11 protein-coding genes are annotated in these 22,378 nt (G+C 70.3%); 6 read left to right on the top strand and 5 right to left on the bottom strand.

Annotated elements, in window-relative coordinates; translation table 11 throughout:
* Positions 1 to 25: 25 nt before the first annotated feature.
* A complete protein-coding gene (locus tag AC31A1_RS14815) occupies positions 26 to 6,355 on the bottom strand; it encodes a protein kinase domain-containing protein (protein WP_489653756.1) in 6,330 nt (2,109 codons plus the stop codon).
* Between the two features lie 200 nt (positions 6,356 to 6,555).
* Here AC31A1_RS14815 and AC31A1_RS14810 point away from each other — a divergent pair, with 200 nt between their 5' ends.
* The 6 genes from AC31A1_RS14810 (at position 6,556) to AC31A1_RS14785 (ending at position 17,335) form a co-directional block, all read left to right on the top strand.
* Positions 6,556 to 9,366: a sigma-70 family RNA polymerase sigma factor gene (locus AC31A1_RS14810; RefSeq protein ID WP_489653755.1), complete on the top strand. Its 2,811-nt coding sequence runs from the start codon at positions 6,556 to 6,558 to the stop codon at positions 9,364 to 9,366.
* A 43-nt stretch (positions 9,367 to 9,409) separates the two neighbouring features.
* Positions 9,410 to 12,535 (top strand): helicase-related protein, encoded by a 3,126-nt coding sequence (locus tag AC31A1_RS14805; protein ID WP_489653754.1) that lies wholly within the window; start codon positions 9,410 to 9,412, stop codon positions 12,533 to 12,535.
* Complete coding sequence (gene drmB / locus AC31A1_RS14800; RefSeq protein ID WP_489653753.1) at positions 12,532 to 14,379, top strand: DrmB family protein; 1,848 nt, start codon at positions 12,532 to 12,534, stop codon at positions 14,377 to 14,379. The genes AC31A1_RS14805 and drmB overlap by 4 nt, the downstream gene beginning before the upstream one ends.
* Complete coding sequence (locus AC31A1_RS14795; RefSeq protein WP_489653752.1) at positions 14,376 to 15,467, top strand: DEAD/DEAH box helicase; 1,092 nt, start codon at positions 14,376 to 14,378, stop codon at positions 15,465 to 15,467. The genes drmB and AC31A1_RS14795 overlap by 4 nt, the downstream gene beginning before the upstream one ends.
* A 400-nt stretch (positions 15,468 to 15,867) precedes the next feature.
* Positions 15,868 to 16,683, top strand: coding sequence for an SAM-dependent methyltransferase (locus tag AC31A1_RS14790; protein WP_489653751.1), 816 nt, complete (start codon positions 15,868 to 15,870; stop codon positions 16,681 to 16,683).
* Positions 16,684 to 16,795: 112 nt separating this feature from the next.
* On the top strand, positions 16,796 to 17,335 hold the full coding sequence (locus AC31A1_RS14785; protein WP_489653750.1) for an AMIN-like domain-containing (lipo)protein: 540 nt from the start codon (positions 16,796 to 16,798) through the stop codon (positions 17,333 to 17,335).
* A gap of 109 nt (positions 17,336 to 17,444) precedes the next feature.
* On the opposite strand, the gene AC31A1_RS14780 is transcribed toward AC31A1_RS14785, so the two are convergent.
* From AC31A1_RS14780 to AC31A1_RS14765, 4 genes are all read right to left on the bottom strand, one after another.
* Positions 17,445 to 18,581, bottom strand: coding sequence for a C40 family peptidase (locus tag AC31A1_RS14780; protein WP_489653749.1), 1,137 nt, complete (start codon positions 18,579 to 18,581; stop codon positions 17,445 to 17,447).
* A 122-nt stretch (positions 18,582 to 18,703) separates the two neighbouring features.
* Complete coding sequence (locus AC31A1_RS14775; RefSeq protein WP_489653748.1) at positions 18,704 to 19,240, bottom strand: RNA polymerase sigma factor; 537 nt, start codon at positions 19,238 to 19,240, stop codon at positions 18,704 to 18,706.
* A 68-nt stretch (positions 19,241 to 19,308) separates the two neighbouring features.
* Positions 19,309 to 19,974, bottom strand: a complete 666-nt coding sequence (locus AC31A1_RS14770) for a M15 family metallopeptidase (protein ID WP_489653747.1) — start codon at positions 19,972 to 19,974, stop codon at positions 19,309 to 19,311.
* A 103-nt stretch (positions 19,975 to 20,077) separates the two neighbouring features.
* On the bottom strand, positions 20,078 to 22,378 hold a 2,301-nt coding region (locus tag AC31A1_RS14765), incomplete at its 5' end, for an ATP-binding protein (protein ID WP_489653746.1).

Below are 22,378 nucleotides of genomic sequence, written 5' to 3'. Positions count from 1 at the left end.
GGGTCCGACCGGATGGGGCGGGCGGTCAGTTGGCGGCCGGAGAGCCGAAGTAGCGGGAATTGGCGGCGGCGACGGCGTCCCAGTCGGCGTCGTGCGCGAAGCGGATGACGTCCCAGCGAGCATTGAACAGGCGGTCCTCCGCATCCTCGTCCCGCGAACTGTCCTGCGCCTTGTCCGGGGAGTCCACGAAGACGGCCACGTTCACGCCGGGCAGGCGGTACACGTAATCGGGGGTCGCCATCGCCTCGGTGAGGAACGAGCCCGGTTCGTCCGGCAGCCGCAGGCCGCGCGCCTTCGCCCAGCCCAGGAAGTCGCCCTGAGCGGCCAGTTCGGCCGCCGACGCCTCGGCCACCGATGCCTCGACCGGTGTCGGCTCGGTGGGGGACGCCGGTGAGGTGGGGGAGGACTGGTCGAGCAGTCGCCGGTACTGCTCAGAACGCGACTCGCCGCGCGACTCCCGCCGGGCCGTCGCCGACGCCAGCCGCACCAGCAGGTCCCGCACCGAGTGGCGGTTGATGAGGGCGTGGTTGAGCTGGTTGCCGTAGGTCAGCAGGCACTCGTAGCAGCCGAGTGCGCACGGCCGGTCCGGGTGCGGGCCGCCCTGGTCGTTGCCGTCCGCGTCGAAGTGGCAGATGTCCAGGGCGCGTACGGCGGCCTTCGCCAGGGCGTCGTCCTCCGCCTCGAGGCGGCGCAGCACACCCGCGCCGCCCTCGGCGGCCTCCGTGAACAGGATGCGGTTGCGGGGGCCGTCGTCCGGTGGCAGCAGCTCGCTGGACAGCTCGGCGTCCTCCAGCTCGAACGCGGCCTCGATGCCCCGCTCCAGGGCGTACATCAGGGAGAGCGCGACCGGCTCCGGCAGCGGCTCGTCGAGGGTGACGACGAGGATGTTGCGGCGGTCCTCCACGTACGGGATGACCCGTTTCTTGCGGCGCCGCTCGTTGCCGTCCGCGTCGATCACGGGCAGTTCGCTGGAGTCGCCGGACGCCTCGGACGCGTCCTTGTCATTCATCCAGCGGCCGTCCGCGAGGTCCAGCCAGTACCCGGCCGGCTCGTCGTTCTTGGCGCGCACCCGGCCGGTGTTGGTGATGCGGACGGTCGCCGAGTCGCCGTACGCCACGTCGGCGAGCGGCGTGCCCGAGGCGTCGGCGATCGACGCGTTCAGACGGCCCGAGCGGGTGCCGTGGTCCTGGAAGCGGTACGACGTCTCCAGCTTGAAGCCGGCGCGGCGCCGCTCCTCCTCGTCGGACGAGATCCGCTCACGGCGAGTGGTGTACACGGTGTGCAGCTGCAGCAGACCGTACGTCGCCGAGCCCAGCGGCTCGTGGCACATGGCGCAGCGGTCCTCCAGCTGCTCCGGATCGTGGTGGTAGCCGCACTGCGCGCAGCGGCGGGCCTCGCTGGTCGCCAGCTCGCCCGAGGAGTCCGGCGGCAGTTGGATGCGGGTCACCTGGTAGCGGGCGCCCTCGTGGTAGATCAGCGAACCCGGGCCGAACTCTCGGATCGCGAGGAAGCGGGGCCGCTGGAGGTAGTCGCCGTCCCCGCGGCGGCGTCCGACCGTCGGGATGTACGCGGCGAGTGGAAGCCGGGGGAAGCTGTAGCCGGGCAGGAAGCCCTCGGAGGCGAGATAGCGGTACGGGTTGAAGTCGGAGAGGACCGACTTGCTGTCGGCGCTCTCGTTCATCAGCAGGTTCAGCTGTGTCTCGGCCTCACGGCGGCGGGCGTTGGCGCGGATGCGGTCGCCCTCGGTGAGGCTGTAGTCGAGGCGGCGCTTGTTCTGGATGTACTGGTCGTCGAGTGCGGAGCGGAACAGCTGCCGCCAGCGGTCGAAGGCCCGGTCGAAGCGGGTCGCCACCGTCCGTACACGGTCCTGGATCCAGTCGTCGTGCCACCACGTGGTGTCGGCGAAGTCGGGCAGGAGCGGGCCGAGGACGCGCAGGGCCGCGTCGACGGTGCGGCGCCGGGCGCTCTCGTCGAGCGAGGCCGCGAGGATGTCCGGCAGCAGCTCCAGCGCGGGGTTCGGGCGGTCACCCATGTCCGGGTACGACACGTCGAGCACCTCGGGGACGGCGCGGCCCAACTTCAGGCCGGCCTCCGCGATCCAGATGCCCTGGAGATGGGAGAGCACCAGGTCCTCGTTGGCCAGGTCCAGGCGGGGCGGGGCGACGGCGCCCGCGACCATGCGCTCCGAGCGGCGGAAGTAGTACTGGTCGTGGCTGTTTCCCGTCGCGCAGTACGTGGTCACGAGGGCGGGCTGGCCGCTGCGGCCCGCGCGGCCCGAGCGCTGAGCGTAGTTCGCGGGTGTGGGCGGCACGTTGCGCATCATCACCGCGTTGAGCTGGGAGATGTCGACGCCCAGCTCCATCGTCGGGGAGCAGTACAACAGCTTCAACTCCGCCTTGCGGAAGGCCTCTTCACGCTGCTCCCGCTCCTCCGGCGAGACCTGCGCGGTGTGCTCGCGCGCGAACAGGCCGGACAGGGTGCCTGCCGCGTCCTTGTACAGGTCACGGAAGAAGGTGTTGACGCGCGGGCCGTCGCCGCTCTGGTAGGTGCGGGTCAGCGGGTCGTGCGTGCCCCTCTCACCCCTGCCCGCACGCCAGACGAGGGACTGGGCGGCCACGCGGTAGCCCGTGGTAGCCGGGGCGGAGGACCTGCGGTAGCGGCCCGCGCGCTGTGGGGCCTCCGTCACCTCCTTCACCAGGCCCGCCTTGGCCAGAACCTGCAACAACTCCTCGATGACCAGTTGGAGATCGGCCGGGTCGAGCTTCTTGAACGACGCGTCCGCACGGCGCAGGTATTTGCCGAACTTGCCGCGAGCCGACAGGAACAGAGCCGAGCGATCCATGCCCGGGCGGGACGGATGCGGATAGGCCGTGCCGACCTTCGGCTTGTCGGCGGCTGACAGTATCCACGGGTCGATCAGCCGCTCCTCGCTCGCCCGCTGGAGCGAGTCGAAGTCGTCACGGAAGTACGAGACGTCGATGGCGAGGGAGCGGCGCATCTCGTTGAGCAGCGCCTTCATGACCTCGGCCCGAAGCGCCGGGTCGGCGTCGCGCAGCGCCTCGTGCGTGCCCGCCCACCGGTCCTGCTTGGCCGCCACCCACTCCAGGTCCTCGTAGCCGATCTCCAGCAGGCCGGTCTGCTCCAGGTTCGGCATGGTGATACGCCAGCCGCGCTCGAGATCCAGATAGAGCCGGAACGCGATCACGTCACGGAGGGTCTTGGCGGCGTTGCGGGCGAGGGAGGGCGGCAGATCGCTCTCGCCGGTGTAGTCGGCCGGCTCGATGGCGAGCGCGTTCGTCACCGACGAGGCCAGTTGCTCGTGGTGGACGCCGTCCTCGCCCGCGTCCAGAGCCGCCCGGTACAGGGCGCCGCGCAACTGCGTGATCTGCACGAAGTCGTTGAAGTGACCCGCCTGGAGGGACGCGTCCTGCCGGTTGTCGACGAACGTGAGGAGCTTGCGCGCCTCCTTGTCCAGGGATTCCTCCGGCACCGCCTTCAGCGAGCGCACCACCGACGCGGAGATCAGCGAGGTCGCGGAGGACCGGCCCTCCTGGTCGAGCGTCGCCAGCTTCGCGAAATCCCGGCCGCGCGTCTGTTCGTACGCGACCCCGCAGTGCAGACAGAAAAGGAAGGGGGAGGGGACGAACGCGGCCTGGAGTTCGCCGCTCCCTTCGCGGCCGCGCGGATCGACGGTGACGGCACGCGGCACCCGGTCGCGGTACGTCTTCTTCACGACCTCCTGGCCCTTGTCGTCCAACTCCAGCCAGGACTCGGGCAGTCGGCGGTCGTCCACGGCGTACTGGACGCTGGACGGCCATGCCCGCTCGTGGTCGACGTACAGATAGCCGTCGCCCTGGCGGCCGCCCGTCGCGGAGGTGTCCCGGCGCGCCTCGTACCGGACCTCGCTGTCCTTCTCGGCGCGCCACACCGTCAGATACTCCTGGCCGCACTCCCGGCAGAACGCCAGCGGCATCAGCAACTTGCCGTCGCTGCCCGGCTGTTCGAGCTGGTACGAGCGGGTGAGGTGGCGCGAGAGCTTGTCCTCCAGAGTGACGTACACGGTGTCGCCCTTGGAGAGGAACTGGTGCAGCCGGAACGCGAACAGCGGCCGCTCCGTCACCGGGTGCAGCGCCTGCGAACCGGCCTCCAGAGTGGCGCGGATCGCGGCGACACACTGGTCCTCGGCGACCCCGGACTCCTCGTGCAGCTCCTTCGCCGCTACCTCGATCTTCGTGGGCTGCTGGCGGATCAGCTGCCCGGTGTCCTCGTCGGTAGCCAGGCCGAAGCGGGTTTCGATCCAGCGGGCCAGCGGGTCGCGTACGAGATCGTCGTACGCGCGCGGCGCGGCAGGGGAGTTGAGACGCTCGGCGGGAACGGCGTCGGGTGTTTCGTGGGTCGCGCGGACCAGGGTCTCGCCGATGACCCGCTCCGGGCGCACCGGCGTACCGAACAGGGTGCTGGCCACTCCGGCGACGACCTTCTTCTGGTCGTCGAGCGTGCCCTCCGTCGACATGGTGGCCGATGTGCCGATGCACTGCAGTTCCTGGGCCTGGCAGGCCTCGCGGACGCGGCGGATCAGCAGGGCGACGTCGGCGCCCTGCCGGCCACGGTAGGTGTGCAACTCGTCGAAGACCAGGAACTCCAGACCCCGCGCCATCTTGATGAGGCTCGCCCGGTCGGCCGGGCGAGTCAGCATCAGTTCCAGCATCACGTAGTTGGTGAGCAGGATGTCCGGCGGGTTGTCGCGGATCTCCTTGCGCTTCTCGTCGTCCTCCTGACCCGTGTACCGGGCGAAGGTGACCGGTTCGCGGCCCGCGCCGTAGCCGTCGCGCAGATACTTCTCCAGCTCCTTGAGCTGGCTGTTGGCGAGCGCGTTCATCGGGTAGACGATGATCGCTCGCACCCGCTTGGGAGCGTTCGGTCCCTCGGTGTCACGCTGATGGAGCACCTTGTTCACGATCGGGACGATGTACGCGAGCGACTTGCCGGACCCGGTGCCCGTCGTGAGGACGTACGACGCACCGGACGCGGCGGCGTCGATGGCCTCGCGCTGGTGCTGGTGGAGTGTCAGCGGGCGGCCGTCGGGGACCGTGCCGCCCTCGGTCTTCTTCGCCTGGAAGATACGGGCGCACTCGCCGTGCAGGACCTTCTGCCCGGCGAGCTCGACCACCGTGCCGCCGCTCTGGAAGAACGGGTTCAGCGACAGCCACGGGTCGGGCCACTGCGACTTGCTGTTGAGGTCGTCCTCGACGAACGCCGCGATGCGGTCGTCACGGATGACGGTGCCGCCCTCGGTGAAGGAGCGGTAGTCCTTGATGAGCGTGCGGTGGACGCCGAAGACATCCATGCCGGCGCCGGAAGCGGTGACGGCCGCGGGCTTCGGAGCGGGTACCACGTGCTCGGTCGCCTGGGTGGCCGGGGAGGTGCGCAGGGGGAGGACCGGGTCCATGGCGGCCCAATGCGGCAGTTGCGAGGCTTCTTCACCGGCGAGGGCGAGCGGCAGTAGCGCATCACGGACCGCCACGGCGTCCGCGGGGCGGTCCGCCGGGTCCTTCGCCAGCAGGCGGTGAACGAGGCGGGCGAACTCGACGGGGATCTCACTGCGGATCGCGGCGACGGGGGTCGGGTCCTCGCCGGTGTGCTTGCTCGCGAGGTCGTACGGGGACTCGCTGGTGAACGGCGGTACCCCGACCAGCATTTCGTACAGCACACAGCCCAGTGCGTAGAGATCGGCGGCCTGCGTCACCTGCTTGGCCTTGAACTGCTCGGGAGCCATGTAGCGGGCGGTCCCGACGCTGACGCCCGTACTGGTCAGCCGGGCCTCGTCCGGGTCGTCGACGATACGGCCCATGCCGAAGTCGAGGACCTTGACCGTCCCACCATGGGTGAGCATGACGTTGGCGGGCTTCAGGTCGCGGTGCACGATGCCCGCGGTGTGGGCGGCGGCGAGGCCGTCGGCGATCTGGGCGCCGATCGCGGCGGCCCAGGCGATGGGGAGCTGCGGCTCCTCCTCGATCAGGTCGCGCAGCGTCTCCCCGTCCAGGAGCTCCATGGCGAGATAAGGGAGATCGCCGCTGCCCGAGGCGATGCCGCCCGCGATCAGCCGTGTGAGGTTCCGGTGGCGCAGCCGGCGCATGATGCGCACCTCGCGATCGAAGCGCTGCACGGCTTTCGGGTCGCCGCCGGTGTCGATCTGGACGCCGGTTCGGCGGCGCAGGATGGTCTTGACGGCGACCGTGCGTTCGGGGGATCCCTCGGTGGCCTGCAGGTCCTCGGCCCGGTGGACCTCGCCCATGTTGCCCTTGCCGATGACGTGCCCGATGCGGAATCTGCCGTCGACCAGCTCGTGGCTCACTGCCGCTCCTTCTTCCTCTTTGTCCGGTCCCATAACGGAACGCGCCCCCTGACCTGCTGCCGCACGGTCCATCGTGTCAGAGCGGAGAATGCGGCATCCGTCACTGTACACGGTTGAGCTTATTTCATGTGTTGCGAATCCGTTGACATCGTCAACATGCTACCTCTAGTGTCATATGTGAAATGAGCCTGGGGGGCGGAATGGGAGCTCAATCCGTGGGTGGGGCGGGCGTATCCGGTGTGAAGGCCGCCTTGGCCGAGCTGCTGATGCGACTTCGGAGTGCCGCGGTGAACGGCGCCGTGCCGGAACACGTCTTCGCGGAGAGCGTGCGCACGCTGGAACTCGGCGACGCCGAGCGGGAGCGGCTGCGGGACGAACTGGCCCGATTGGGGCTGCCCGTACAGAGGGTCCACGTGCACATAGACGCGGACAGTGCGGGCGTGGAAAAGGTTGCACGGACCCGTGAAGAAAATGTGTTCCCCCGTGTTCATGCGGTGAGAGCGCTGCTCTCGCGCTACGCCGACGCCGAGGGGTACGTGACTGCGCGGGCCGTGGACGGTGTGGCTCGGCTGGCTGGACTCAACGCCAAGGAAACGGTGGCGCTGCACTCCGGGGCTCGGCTGCGGGAGACCGTCGTGGCGGAGGAGCAGCCGGAAGGGCCTGAACCAACGGAGCACCCCGAGCCGCCGGATCCCGCGGGGCCGGAGATCGTGCAGGAAGCGGGAGACCTTGCCGCTGCCGTGGCCGCCGCGCTGGCCGTGCTGGACGAGGATCGCTTTCGCCCGCGGCCCGAGAATCGTCTCCTGAGCGCCGAGGTGGAGGTGGGCCTCGCCGTACTCGTGCGGGGCGGCCCGAATCACGTCGCGCGCGAGCCGGAGAAGGCCGAGCTGAGCGGCCTGCCTCCCGACGACATCAGAGTCCGTGCGCGGAACTGCCTGGTCCTGCACAACCAGCGGCTCGCGCACTCGATCCTGCGCGGCTACCTGGAGCAAGGGCTGGAGTACGACGACTTGTTCCAGCACGGCGTGCTGGGCCTGATGACGGCAGCCCGGAAATTTGATCCGGCCAAGGGGTACAAGTTCTCGACGTACGCCACATGGTGGGTGCGGCAGGCGATCGCGCGGGCTGTTGCGGACGAGGGTGCCGTCATCCGGATCCCGGTCCATATGCATGAGCAGATCCGCAAGGTGGCGAAGGCGGAACGAACCCTGAACGGGCAGGGCAAGCCTGCGAGCGCCGCCGACGTGGCGGTGCTGTGCGACATCACCTTGGCGAAGGTCGAGGAGGCCCGGCGGCTGAGCCGGCGCACCGACTCCCTCGACCGTGTCGTCGGCGACGGGGTGACCCTCGGTGACTTCGTGGGGGCGAGACGCCCGTTGCCGTCGGTGGAGCGCGTGGTCCTGAACGCGTTGGCCGTGGAGGAGGTCATGGCCGTCCTGGACACGTTCTCCGGACGCGACCACCGCATCCTCGTACGACGCCTGGGGCTGGACGGGGACGAGCCGTCGACGCTGGACGAGCTGGGCCGGGAGTTCGGGGTGACCCGGGAGCGCATCAGACAGATCGAGGGCAAGCTCCGTCCGGTGCTGAAGGGGAGGTTGCGGATGGCGAGGTTCCTTGGAACCGACGGAGCGCGACGGGGGGAGGGAGTGGGAGTGGAGGATCACCGTGGCGGGGCCGGAGACGATGCCAGGGCTCGACGCCGGGTCAAGATAAGGGAGTTGGTGCGTGCAGGCGAGGAGTCTGAGGAGGCGGGGGCTGTTGCCGATGCCGACAGTCCCGTTCCGGAGTCCGTAACTGCGCTCGATGTAGAGAGCTCTCCACCGGCCGCGGTGCCCGTGCCGGACTTGGCGCCCGCGGCCCAGTCGTCGACGCCTGCTGTAACGGAGCAGGATTCCGTGCCCGCAGTGGACGCGGAGAGCCCGTCGCCGGGAGCTGTGGCGGAGGCCTGCGCGGCGGAGCAGTACACCTGTGACTGGGACGAGGCCCGGCGGATGGCAGAGGAGGGCCCCGCCGATGACGTGATCTGGCTCGCGAAGTACGCGCTGCTGGCCGTAGGGCACCTGCAACTCGCGGTGCTGCTCGGGCAGTCCGCGACTGACGCCGTGATGCGTGCTGTCCAGGGGACGGAGACGTTCGACCGTCCGGTCGTGGCGTCGCTGGAGGTATTGCGGCGCGTGTTCGACGCGCTGGGGGAGTCCGGGCATCGGCCCGAGGACTTCTTCGAGCGGCCGGCCGAGGCGCTGGTCGGCACCACACCCCGTGCCTACCTGGCCAGCAAGCCCTTGGCACATGGCGAGTCACGCCTCGCCGTGCGTGACGCGCTGCGGGAGTTCATCGCCGAGCCACCCCGCAAGCCTGGCCGGGCCGAGAACGCCGAGCACGCTGTGGAGACGGAGCACGCGGAGGAAACGGACCGGGAAGAGGTCGACACTGAAGCACGCCCAGCCGAAGTCCGGCTCGCGCATGAGGCGTACGTCGAGCAGTTGGGCCAGGAACACCGGCAGCAACTCGACGAACAGCGCGGGGCTGCCACCGCGCGGCTCGCCGCCGCCCGCGCGGACACCGAGAGCGAACTGGACGCCTTGGAAGAGGCGTTGCTGCTTCGGGTGGACCGGTCCCTGTTCCACCGTGAACAGTCGGTTCGCGCCCAGGCCGAGGAACGGATCGCACGTCTGAAGGCTGAGCACCACGAGGCGCACCGGACGGCGGCGCAGCGAGCCGAAGAGGCGGAAGTGGCTGCCCGGCGGTATCGCGAGAACGCCGAAGCACGCATCGCCGACCTCGAAGCCCGGTTGGCGCAGTCCGAGTCGACGCTCGCCCAGCGGGACCAGGAGGTTCGCACGGCCCGCCAGCAGGCGCAGGCCGCCGAACAGCGTGCCACGCAGCGCATCGCCCAGACCGAGCACAACGCCTGGGCCCGCATCACCGAACTGCAGGAACAGCTCGCCACTGAGCGGGGAATCGCGAGCGGCCCCACCTGGCTCCGTGGTCACCGACGCCAGGCCTGATCCGCACACCACCCAGCTCCCCGCATACTCCTCAAGGAACACCATGGATCCCAGACAGGAACTCGCCGCTTACCTGCACCGGCAGCTCGTCGGCCCGGTCCAGGGAGAGCACGAGACGCTCGACGCCCCACCCGACCGGCAATACCTCATGGGCACGTTGTACCCCCAAGAGGCCGATCTTCAACGCCAGTTGGATCTTGCCGCGGAGGAACTCGAAGGCGCCGGCACGGAAGGCGCGGCCGAGGACACTGCCCCCGCAAGTGATCCCGTGCCCGAGTCCAACGCCTGGCTGCCCTCGTCGCTCGGCTTCAGCTTCTACACCGACGCCACCACCGTCGAGATCGCCTGCACCGGTGCCCGCTACCAGACCCACGCCGCCACGGGCGAACGCGGCCGGCACTGGGAACGCGTCCCGCTCCCCGCCGAGACCCACACGCTCGGCCCGGCTCGCGACCATGTAACTGTCCTTGACGGTCGCGCCGAACTCCGGGTCAGACGACGCGCGTTCGGCACCGGACACCTGATCACCGTCGCCCTGGTCAACATCGCCCGCCATGAACAGGCCCTCGGGAAGGCCGCTCAGTGGGACCGGATGCTCTTCCAGGTGGGCCTGGAAGCACGGCCTGTGGACGGCGGGATCCGTCAGTACCCGAGCGTCCGACTGGCCAGCCGCGACCTGGAGGAACAGGAACTGCGCCTGCAGTACGAGCACGTGCGGACCCATGCCGTCGGCCATGGCTGCGCGGTGGCCGAGCGCTACGACGACGAGGCGCGCCGGGTGACCGCTCTCAGCGCGGCCGTCATGCCGGAGGCCGAGGCCACTGGTGTCCGGGCCGCTGGCCTGAGCGGAACTCCGGTACTCGACGTGCTCCACCTCGCCGACGCCGAGGTCTCCGTCGACCAACTCCGCGAGGAACTGGCAGAGTTCGTCGCCGACTACCGTGCGTGGCACGTGGGGCAGTTGAATCAGGACGTCCCCGACTGGGGCCGTGACGCCGCCGACCGTATCCTCCGGCGTATCCGTGACACCGTCACCCGGATCGAATCCGGTGTGAACACGCTCTGTGACCCGAGCCGCCCCGAACTGCTGGACGCCTTCCGCGCTGCCAACCGTGCCATGGCTCTGCAGATGCGCCACTCCGCCCCCGACCTGGCGGGCACCCGTCGACCTCGCAGCGCTGCCGTACCCCTCGATCCGGAGCCGGACCCGGCCGCCGCCTGGCGCCCCTTCCAGCTGGCGTTCTTCCTGCTCGCCCTGGACGGGGTGGCCGATCCCCGGCACGCGGACCGTGCCACCACGGACCTGATCTGGTTCCCGACCGGTGGCGGCAAGACGGAGGCGTATCTGCTGCTCGCCGCCTTCGAGATGGTGCTGCGCAGGCGCGAACCCGACGGCGGCGGTACCGCAGTCCTGAGCCGCTACACCCTCAGCCTGCTGACGACCCAGCAGTTCCAGCGCGCGGCCACCACCGTCTGCGCCCTGGAGACCCTGCGCCGCGCCGACCCGGTCACCTACGGACAAGAGCCCTTCTCGATCGGCCTGTGGGTGGGCGAGACCACCACGCCGAACACCTACGAAAAGGCCCGCGCGGCCTTCGACGACGTACGTGCCGCCGCCAGGCCGGACGACGTCTTCATCCTCGACCGCTGCCCGTGGTGCGGCACCCGCGTCCTGCCCGCCCACAAGTCGCCGGACATCGGGGACTACGGAGTACGCGCCGCCGCGGACTCCTTTGCCTTCTTCTGCCCGCGCGACGAGTGCGCCTTCCACGACGAATTGCCGGTCGCCGTCGTGGACGAGCAGCTCTACGACCGGCCGCCCACCTTCGTCCTCGGCACGGTGGACAAGTTCGCACGCCTGGCCTGGGAGCCCCGCGCGGGGCGGCTGTTCGGTGCGGGGAGCGGAAACCAGCCGCCCTCGCTCGTCATCCAGGACGAGCTGCACCTGCTCACGGGCCCCCTCGGCACCACCGTGGGCCTGTACGAGGCGGCCGTCCTCGGCCTGTGTACCACGCCCGACGGCGCCGGACCCAAGGTCGTGGCGTCCACAGCGACCATTCGCCGCTCCAGTGAGCAGGTCCGGGCCCTGTACGGCGGCGGGGTTCAGCTCTTCCCGCCCGCCGGGCTCGACGCCCGCCACTCGTACTTCGCGGAACCCGACACCTCCCGTCCCGGCCGCCGCTACCTCGGCGTCATGGCCCAGGGGCACACGGCGGGTCGCGCCGCCGTGGCCACCGCAGCCGCCATGCTCCAAGGAGCGTGGGAGCTGCCGGAGGAACACCGGGACGCCTACTGGACGCTGGTCGCCTACCACCACAGTCTGCGCGAGCTCGGCCGCACCGTCACCGCCGCAGCCGACGACATCCCCGCGCAGCTTGCCGGGCTCCAATCAGGCCTGGGAGCAAGAGAACTGGCGGATCATCAGGTTCAGGAGCTGACCAGTAATCTGCCGCGTGCGGAGCAGCCCGTCCTGCTCGACCGTCTGGAGAAGCGGTGGGACGAGAAGGAGTCGGTCTCCTTCCTGCCCTGCACCAACATGCTCTCGGTCGGTGTCGACGTGAAGCGACTCGCGCTGATGCTCATGCAGGGACAGCCCAAGACGACCGCCGAATACATCCAGGCCACCAGCCGCGTCGGACGACACTCCGTACCAGGTCTCGTCGTCACGTTCTTGAACGCCACCCGCCCACGGGACCGTTCGCACTACGAGACCTTCGACGTCTACCATCGCTCCCTCTATCGCCATGTCGAACCGACCAGCGTCACCCCCTGGTCCATGCCCTCCCGGGCCCGCGCTCTGCACGCCGCGCTCGTCATCCTCGTACGGCACCGACTCGGCCTCGCCGCGGAGAACCAGGCGGGACAGGTGACCGACCGCATTGCCGAAGTGGAGGCGGTGGCCGAGGAGTTGGCGGCCCGTGCCGAGGCATGCGAACCGTCCACCGGTGACGCCGTACGAAAGGAGCTGGCGGACCTCATCGCCGTGTGGGAGGACGCAGCACGCGAAGCCCGCAAGGACGGCCGGGAACTGTACTACCGCAGCCAGGGCAAGGGGCAGTCCAACCTCATCAAGAGCTTCGAGCAGCGTTACGGACTGTGGGAGACGCCGAACTCCATGCGCAATGTCGACCGGGAATGCCAGGTGATGGTGAAGGGAGCCGACCTGTGAGCCGCAAGCTGCGGGTACGCCAGTCGCAGACGGTGGTGCCCTTCGGGGTCGGAGCCGTCTTCGACATCCAGGGGGAGTCGTTCGTCGCCACCGGCATCGGTGACTGGCCGGGAAAGGGCCGACAGAAGGTGGAGTCGCCGCGGCTGGCCTCCCGGCTCGGCGTGACGGGTTTCTACGCCGCTCCCGCGACGGTCAACGACCGCTACGACACGCCAGACGCGCCCGGTGCGCCGTACATTCGTTTCCCGTCCTGGCTGTTCTGCGGTGCATGCCGGCGCATGAAGCGCTGGCGCATCGCCGACGAGAAGCCCGGACAGCCGCCGCGGTGCCCCTCCTGCTCGCCGGGCCGGATGCTCGCGCCCATGCGGTTCGTGCAGATCTGCGCGGCCGGGCATCTCAGTGACATCGACTGGTGGTTCTGGGCCCATTCGAGGCGCGAGGCCGGCGAGCGACGTCAGTGCGGCGAACGCGAGAAGCTCCGCTTCCTCGTCTCCGAGCGCGCCTCCGGACTCGAAGCGCTCTCCGTCACCTGCACCGCTAAGGGCTGCGGCGCTGCCCGCGATCTGCTCGACATCCTCGGCACGCACGGCATGCGCTGCTCGGGACGCAACCCCTGGCAGCGGACGAACGAAGCAACGGAATGCGTCAAGCCGGTACAGGTGGTCCAGAGAACAGCGGGAAACCTGTACTACCCGGTGACGCACTCGGCTCTCGACATTCCCGAGACGGAAGTACGTGCTCATGACGACGACGCGCTGGCCGAACTTGTACGCCAGCACGATCTCTGGGTGCAGCTGTGCCGCGACGCCGGGAAGCCGCGCGCCGCCATGTTCCGGGAGGTGATCCTGGAGGACACCGGTGCCGACGAGGACTTCCTGGACGCACTGCTCAGCGAGGAGACGGGACAACCTCCCGAGGCATCCTCCGACGCGCCCGCCGCCCCGGCCCGACCCGATCTGAGCCGCGAGGAATGGGCCGCGTTCACGGCGCCCACTCCGCCGGCGACGCGCGACTTCGCGCTGCGCGAGACCACCCTCGGTCTCGCCGGCGAGACCGAGGACCCGTGGGCGGGCCTGAGGCACCGTTTCGGCAGGATCGTCCTCGCCGACAGGCTGCGCGAGGTACGCGCTCTGTCTGGCTTCACCCGGGTCTCGCCGGACGCCGCGGCCGTCCCCGCCGACACCGCAAGGCGCCTGAAGTGGCTGCCGGCGGTGGAGGTCTTCGGAGAAGGGATCTTCCTCACGCTGGACAGAGACGAACTGGCCACCTGGGAAGGCGATATGAGAGTGCATCGGCATGTCAACGGCATGCGTGCGGATCTCGACCGCTCCTTCCAGAAGGACCGCCTGGAGGCCCTCACCGGACCGGAACTCGCCCCTCGATTCGTCCTCCTGCACACCTTGGCGCATCTGCTGATCCGCCAGCTCTCCTTCGAATCCGGATACACCACGGCGAGCCTGCGTGAACGGATCTATGCACGGCCCGAGCAGGACCAGTACGGCATCCTCGTCTACACTGCCGCCGGGGACGCCGAGGGCACCCTCGGAGGCCTCGTCCGGCAGGGTGAACCCCCGCGCCTGGCGGAGACCTTGCTGCGGATGACGGAGGCAGCCGCCTGGTGCTCGGCCGACCCCCTCTGCGCCGAACACGCCGGCCAAGGCTTCGGCAACCTCAACCGCGCCGCCTGCCACGCCTGCGCGCTCCTCCCGGAAACCAGCTGCGAGGCCGGCAACGCCTTGCTCGACCGCGCCCTGGTCGTGGGCGGCGAACACGTGCCCGGCTACCTGGAAGCGATAGTCACCGCTGCCCGTGCCGCCGCGGTCACCGCTCTGGAGCAGTCATGACACTCACCTACCTCGGCCTTTCGCCGGAACAACGTGCCTGCCTCGATGATCTCCCCTTCGACGGCAATCATCTCGTCAGCGGCCCGCCCGGCAGCGGCAAGAGCCTTCTGGCCGCCCAACGGGCCGTCATGCTCGCCCTCACGGACACTCCGGTGACCTTGCTGACCCGCTCCAACCTCTTGCGACAGTCCCTGGCCGCGATGGTCCACGCACTGGGCCCGGCGGACCGAGGCGTGCGCGTGGCGACCGCGCACGCCTGGCTCACCGAGTGGTGCGGCGGGAAGGTCCCACGCACCGGTGACGGCTGGTACGACTGGGCGGCGTGCTACGAGCGCGCCGCGGAGACCGGCCCCGTACCCGGTCTCACTCTCGTCGTGGACGAAGGCCAAGACCTGCCGCCCGAGTTCTACCGCCTCTGCCGACTGCTCCAGGCCCGTACGACGGTGTACGCCGACGAGTGCCAGCGCCTGACCGACACCAACTCCACTCTCGCTGAGATCGCCCAGCGCCTGGGCCGGTGCGCGCGTCTCGAACTTGACGGGAATCACCGCAACACACGCCAGATCGCGGCGTTCGCCGCCCACTTCCACGCGGCGGCCGGAGTGCCTGTCCTCCCTGAACGCGAAGGGCCGCCTCCGCGACTGCACCGTCTACCACACCGGGGTGCCGCCGACCTGCTGATTCTCCTGGCCGAGAAGCACCCCCAGCAGAGCATCGGCGTGATCGTGAACTCGACCGACACTCAGTTCTCGCTGCTCGGCAGTCTGGAGCGCAGAGCACCACGGCTCAAACCGCAGTTGTACACCTCCCGGGCCCGGGCCGCGCAAGGCCGGTACCGCACCCTGGACCTCGGCCGGCCCGGAATCGTGCTAGTCCACCGGGCGAGCGCCAAAGGGCTTGGATTCGACACCGTAGTCATCCCTGACACGCATACGGACACGGCGGTCGATCCCACCTCGGCCGCCCTGCGGATGGCGTACTACGTTCTGGCCACCCGCGCACGACGTGAACTCCATCTGGCCTACGAGGGGGACACTGAGCCACCTCTGTGTGCGCAGGTGGGGTCTGGCTACTTGCTGCGCGGCTGACGAGAGCCGTGGATGAGTGTCGCCGAGGCCGCAACAACGCGGTGTTGCTGTCCGGCGGACTGCGGTCTCACTTGCCACCCTGTGTCGAGGAGGGTGAGTTGTCGGGGGCGGCCCAGCACATCCCAGCCCGAAGTCGGCCCCTGGATGCCCCGGGAGCGTGTCGTGCCGCTGTGCACGCAATGTGCACGGCCTCTGGCCACGTAGAACGTCTGCGCATCTCAGAGACCGATTTCGCGAGCCGTGAACCTGTCCCCGGCGTACAGCCCGACTCGTCTGCCCTCCTTGCAGCACACCAGTCGGAAGACATGAACTGGTCTGTCGGACAAGGGAGTTGGGCCATAGGATGTGCCGCGAATGGTCCCTGTTGATCCCCGCCCCGGTTGAAGGACGCATCCGACTCATGAGCGACCCCGTGCCGGCGTCCGAGCCGGCGGAGCAGCAGAAGATCGACACGTCGGTGCCGCACTCCGCCCGTATCTGGAACTACTGGCTCGGCGGCAAGGACAACTACCCCGTCGACGAGGCGGCCGGTGACGCGTACACCGAGGTGTTTCCCGGGATCGTCACCATCGCTCGGTCCAGTCGTGGCTTCCTGCGTCGCAGCATCGCGTATCTCGTTTCCGAGGCGGGCATCCGGCAGTTTCTGGACGTCGGTACCGGCCTGCCGACCGCGCAGAACACCCACCAGGTCGCCCAGGGGCTCGCTCCCGAGGCGCGGATCGTCTACGTCGACAACGATCCGATGGTGCTCGCTCATGCCCGCGCCCTGCTGTACTCCACCGTGGAAGGTGCGACCGCCTATATCGACGCCGACGTGACGGACCCGGACCGGATTCTCGAAGTCGCCGCCGGGACACTGGACTTCGGTCGTCCTACCGCGCTCATCCTCAGCAACATCCTGGGTCACGTCGCCGAGCAGGATCAGGCTCGCTCCATCGTCACCCGGCTGATGGAAGCCCTGCCCTCGGGCAGTTTCCTCTCCATCAACGACGGGTCGCGCGGCATCGACCCTGTCTTCGAGCAGGCCCAGGACGCCTACAACAACAGCGGCGCCGTTCCGTACAACCTGCGCTCCATTGATGAGATCACCGCGTTCTTCGACGGCCTGGAGCTTGTCGAGCCCGGTGTCGTCTCCGTGACGGAGTGGCGTCCGGAGCCCGGTTCGGGCATCCCGGGGGTCATCGCCGAGCACGGTGGACTTGCGCGTAAGCCGTGACGACAGCGTAAGCCGTAACGACAGGACAGGAAGAACAGCAGGAAGCGCACAACCTTCCGGAAAGCCGCCGGTCTGAAAGGACACACACCTACGCGAGCTACCGGGGGTAGTCATGCGACGGATAGGTACTGCGCTGGCCGCGACAATGCTGGCGGGCGGCGGCCTGTTGGCCGGCACGGTTCCGGCGGTGGCCGCGCCGACGGCCGTGGACTGTGCCGTGACGTGGGGAAGCCTGGACAAGACCGGTGACGCCGCTGCCTCCAGGCGACTGACCGACGTGCGGACCGGACAGCACGAGTGCTTCGACCGCCTGGTCTTCGACGCCCAGGGCACGGCGGCCGACCCGATCGGCTACACGGTCCGCTACGTCGACGTACTGCATCAGGACCCGAGCGACGTCGTGGTTCCGATCAAGGGCGGAGCCATTCTGGAGATCTCGCTGTTCTCCTCGCGCTACGACCCGGCGACCGGACAGCCCTACCCGCCGCCTCCGTCCGTCGACGTCACCGGGTACCGGACCTTCCGGGAGTTCAAGGTCACAGGCGGCTCCGAGGGATACACCCAGGCCGGACTCGGGGTCCGTGCCCGGCTGCCGTTCCAGGTCTTCCAGACGGCCAACCATCTCGTGGTGGACGTGGCTCACACCTGGTGACCCCGTACGGCCCGGCTCGTCTGTCGCTCCTCGATTCCGGCCGTCGGCCGCCGCACGCCACTCAAGGCGTACGGCGGCCGGCGGTCTCGGCTCCGTGTCGGCAGGTCGGTCAGCAGGTAGGCACGTCCAGCCAAGCCGGGCCCTTGATGTAGATGTTGGTCATCCAGGAACCGTCCGTCAGCTTGGACCAGGCGTCGTTGGTGTAGCCCTCGGCCGTGACCTCCTGGGCGTGTGCCTGGCAGACGACGTTGACCGTGGTGGGCTGGGCGAAGTAGTCGACCACGCCGGCGTTGACGTTCGGCTGGCTGTGGGTGCGTACGCCGGTGCCCCAGGTCTGGAAGGGCTTGCTGCCTCCGGAGGGCGGCGGGGTGCTGCTGCCGCCGCAGTCCGGGATGCCGGGCAGTGAGGCCGGGCCCTTGATGTAGATGTTGGTCATCCACGAACCGTCGGCCAGCTTGGACCAGATGTCGTTGGTGTAGCCCTCCGCGGTGACGGTCTCGGCGTGCTCCTGGCACTGGACGGACACCTGGGTCGGACCGGCGAAGGTGTCCACCACGGCACCGCGCACGCTCGGCGTGGAGCGGGTGCGTACCCCCGTGCCCCAGGTCTCGAAGACCGTGCCGCCGTTCGCGGGTGGGGGAGTTGGGGTGCCGGAGCCGTTGACCCGGATCGCGCCCGCGTAGTCGCCGCCGGTGCGTACGGGGGCGACCCGGATGTGAGTGCCCGACTCGTACGCCTCGACCATCTGCCCGTTGCCCAGGTACATGGCGACGTGGTGGATGTGCCCGCTGCCCCAGAACATCAGGTCGCCCGGCAGCAACGGGGCGGAGCCCTGCGCGGCGGAGAAGCGGGCCGAGGCCTGCGAGCTGTGGAACTGGTCGTCCGCCGTGCCGTTGAGCAGGTCCCTGCCGGTGGCCTGGTAGTAGGCGTAGCGCGTCAGGCCGGAGCAGTCGAAGCCCTTGCGCTCGTTGTCGTGGAGGCTGTCGGGGTCCGAGCCGTCGTAGTAGCCGTAGCTGGCGCCCGGTGTGGCCGCGTGGCCGCCGCCCCAGCTGTACCAGACGCCGATCTGCGAACAGGCGGCGTTCACCGCGGCCTGCGCGATGGCCGAGGCGCCCGGTGCCAGGACACCGCAGGTGGCGTCCTGCGCGGCGGCGTGGGCCGGGGCGGAGACGAACGCGGACAGGGCGAGGACCGAGGCCCCCAGGAGCGCGCCGCTGGTCCGGCGGCGCGTGCTGCTGGTGTTCAAGGAAGTCTTCCTTCGCATATTCGTGTGGGTATGGGTGCCGTATGGGTGCTGTCGCCGGGCGGGCCGGGACGGCCGTAGGGACGTGCGTGCCGCTCCCCACCCCCGTGGGGGAGCGGCACGGGCTAGTTGCCGAGCGCGTCGCGCATTTTGGCCAGGCCGCGCATCCGGTTGCGCTGGACCGTTCCGCGGTGGGCGCCGAGCCGTTCGCCCGCGGTGTCGTGGCTGAGGCCCTCCAGGTCGACGAGGATCACCGCCGCGGCCTCCTTCTCGGAGAGCATGCGCAGCAGGGCCAGCGTGGTCTGGGACGCCTCGTAGGAGGCAAGTCCTCCGTCCCAGCCGGATTCGGGCAGCCGGTCGGTGGACTGCTCGCGCCGGGAGGGGTGCTGCCACGCGTCGCGCAGCAGGTTCAGGGCGACGGTGCAGGTGTAGGCGTACGGGTGCTGCTGCCGCGTCAGGTTCTGGGCGCGGGCGCGTCGGGAGAGCCGTAGGTAGGTCTCCTGCAGCAGGTCGTCGGCGTCGTGCGGGTTGCCGGTCAGGGCCAGCAGCCGGCGGCGCAGGCGTGGCATGTCGGCGGCGAAGGACGCGTCGAAGTCCTTCGGGCTCATCCGCTCGCCGTCCTCGCGCTGTGGTGGCGGGACGGCGCAGGTTCTGGTCTCCATGCTGTTTCCCCCTCGGTCGTGAACTCGGCCGTGCGGTGCGGTCGTTGTGTGTCCCGGTCGGTGGCTGGTCAGGCCGCCGGGCCGGGTGGGGCGGCGGGGCCGTAGCGGGCGGCCGGTGCCCGGCGCAGCAGCGCCCAGTACCGGTCGCCGTACGACCAGTGCCACCATTCGGTCGGGTAGTTGACGAAGCCGGTCGCGTCGAGGGCCCAGCTCATGAGGGACCGGTTGGCGCGTGCCTCGGCGCTGATGCCGGGCGCCTCGGTACGGCAGGCGCCGTCGCTCTCCTCGGGGGTCGCGTTGACCTCCGTGCCCAGCGGGAGTTCCCGGCCGTCCAGGTCGCACAGCGTCAGGTCGACGGCTCCGCCGCTGACGTGCGGTGCGACCTCGGGCGGGGAGATGTACGCGCTCGCCAGTTCGCGGATCCGTTCCGGCGACGCGTCCGGGTGGGCCCGGCGCATGGTCCGCGCGTACTGCTCGAAGTACCGGCGTTGCAGTTCGGGCGGCCGGTACCCCTCCACCACCAGGAACCGGACCCCGGCCGGCAGCAGCCGCTGGGCCCGCACCAGCCGCCGTAGCGCGCCGGCCCTGAGGTGGGCGTAGTCGCCGTCGTCGTCGGCCTGCCGGTGGTCGATCCGCAGGTCGCCCGTGCCGCGCAGGTCGACCAGCGGTTCGCCGCAGTCGTCCTCCGCGACCGCGGCGACCCGGGCGTCCGAGAGCGTGATGATCTCTGTCACGTGCATCAGCATCGCGGAACCCGCTGCAAGTGCTCTGCAAGTTGCCTGTAGGTGGCCCACCAGGGCTTCTGCAGGGGGATGGAGGGCTACGGCGGCCTGTGGACTACCCGGCGCCCGCAGCCGGCTCCTGTGCCTCGCGGCAGTCCAACTCCCGGAAGACGCCGAGTGCTTCGGCCCTGGCCGCCCGCGCCGCCGACGCGTCGCCGTGTGCCTCCCGTACCTCGGCCAGGTCCCGGAGCGTGCGGGCCCGCCACAGGGGCAGTCGCAGGGTTTCCCATGTCGACAGGGCCCGCTCCAGCGGCTCCCGCGCGCTCTCCGGATCGCCGGCGGCGAGGTGCCACTCGCCGAGCGTGCGCAGGACGAGCGCCTCGCCGAAGCGGTCCTGGCGTTCGCGGGCCACGGTCAGGCACCGGCCGAGCCGCGCCCGTGCCTCGTCGAGGCGGCCGAGCCTCAACTCCGCCTTGGCCAGCGACTGTTCGGTGTACATCACCCCGAAGGTGTCCCGCAGACCCGAGAAGATCCGCAGCGCCTCGTGCAGCAGCCGCTCGGCGTCCGTGAGCGCGCCCTCGGCCCGGTCGCACAGGGCCAGCGACCGCAGGGTCAGCGCCTCGCCGTGCCGGTCGCCCTCCGCGCGGTACAGGTCCAGTGCCCGCGCGAGAGCCTCCCGGGCCTGCCCGCCGCGCCCCTGTTCCCGGTGCACGTATCCGATGCCGTACAGCACCCGGGCCCGGGCGCCCGGCCCGGCGGACTCCCCGTACCGCTCCAGCGCCGCGTCCAGCAGCTCCAACGCCTCGGCGTACACGGCCTGTTCGCGGCGGGCCGTCCCCATTCCGGCGAGGGCGAGCGCCACGCCCCCGGGCACGTCACCGCGCGCCTCGAACAGCCGCAGGGCCCTGCCGAAGTAGGTGTACGAATCCTCGAACTCGTCCTGCTCATAGCGCAGTTGGCCGAGACCCGCTAGCAGCCACGCCTCGCCCTCGTCGTCCCCGCCGCGGTGTACGGCGGCCATGGCCGCGGCGTGCGAGCGGGACCAGGCGTCGAACTGGTTGTACAGGGCGGCCGAGCTCGCGATCAGCGCGCCGGCCAGATCGCGGGCGGCGCGGACCATGCCGTGGTCGGCGCAGTACTCGACTGCCGCGAGCAGACAGGCCTGTTCGGCGGCGAACCAGGACGTGGGCCGCTCCAGCAGCTCCTCCTCGGTCTCCGCGTCGAGGGGCCGTACGGCGGCCGGTTCGGGGAAGCGCCGGGCGGCTCCGCCCGGGCCGAGGGCGGCCGCCTTCTCGGCGAGACCCAGCCAGGACGCCACCAGCCGCAGCACGGCCGCCGTACGCTCCTCCGGGCTCTCCTCGGACAGACAGCGCTCGCGGGCGTGTTCGCGGGCCAGGTCATGGATGCGGTACCGGCTGCGTCCCGTCCCGTCGACGCCGATCACATCGATGAAGTGGCAGTCCACCAGCCGCTCCACCGCCTCCTCGGCCTCCTCCGTGCCGATGTCCAGCAGCGGGGCGGCGATCCAGGCCGCGAAGTCCGGCAGGTCGAGCAGGGCCAGCCGGCGCAGCGCCCGGCGCTCCGGCAACTCCAGGTCGGCGTAGCCGAGTTCGAGGCTGGTGCGCAACTCCAGGTCCCCGGCGCGCAGTTCGCTCAGCCGGCGGCGTTCGTCGCGCAGCCGGTCGGCGAGCCGGCCGGGCGCCCAGTGCGGGCGGGCCGCCAGCCGGGCGCCCGCGATGCGCACGGCCAGCGGCAGCCGCCCGCACAGCGAGACGATCTCCGCGGCCCGCTCCGGCTCGGCGCCCGTGCGGTCAGGACCGGCGACCCGGCGCAGCAGTTCGAGCGCCTCCGCCTGACCGGGCACGGCCAGGTCCAGGTGGGCGGAGCCCTCCAGCGCCACCAGCCGGCGCCGGCTGGTGACGAGGACGGCGCAGCCCGGACCGGGGGGCAGCAGGGGCCGTACGTGCGCCTCGCCCGCCGCGTTGTCCAGGATCAGCAGGACGCGCCGGTGTCCGATGTGGGTGCGGTACAGCCCCGTCAGCTCCTCGACCGAGGTCGGCAGGGTCTCGGGGGCGGCGCCCATGGCGCGCAGCAGCCGGGCGAGGGCGTCGGCGGGCTGCAGCGGCGCGGTGTCGGCCGCCCGCAGGTCCACGAACAGGCGGCCGTCCGGGAAGAGTTCGGACATACGGTGGCCGATGTGCACGGCGAGCGCGGTCTTGCCCGTGCCGGACCGGCCGGAGATCACCCCGATCGGCGGAGCGGTACGGCCCGCCTCGTCGACCCCGCCCACCAGCGAGGCGGCCCAGGCGATCTGCTCGGTGCGGCCCACGAAGTCGGCGATGTCCGGCGGGAGATGGGACGGCGCGGGGGTGGGAGCGGAGCGGCCGCCGGCCGGCGGCCGCTCCGCTCCCACCCC

It is taken from the genome of Streptomyces sp. P5F9 (genome assembly GCF_057961495.1).
Note: the sequence above shows the minus strand (reverse complement) of the source record. Positions and strands in the feature narration are given on the sequence as shown.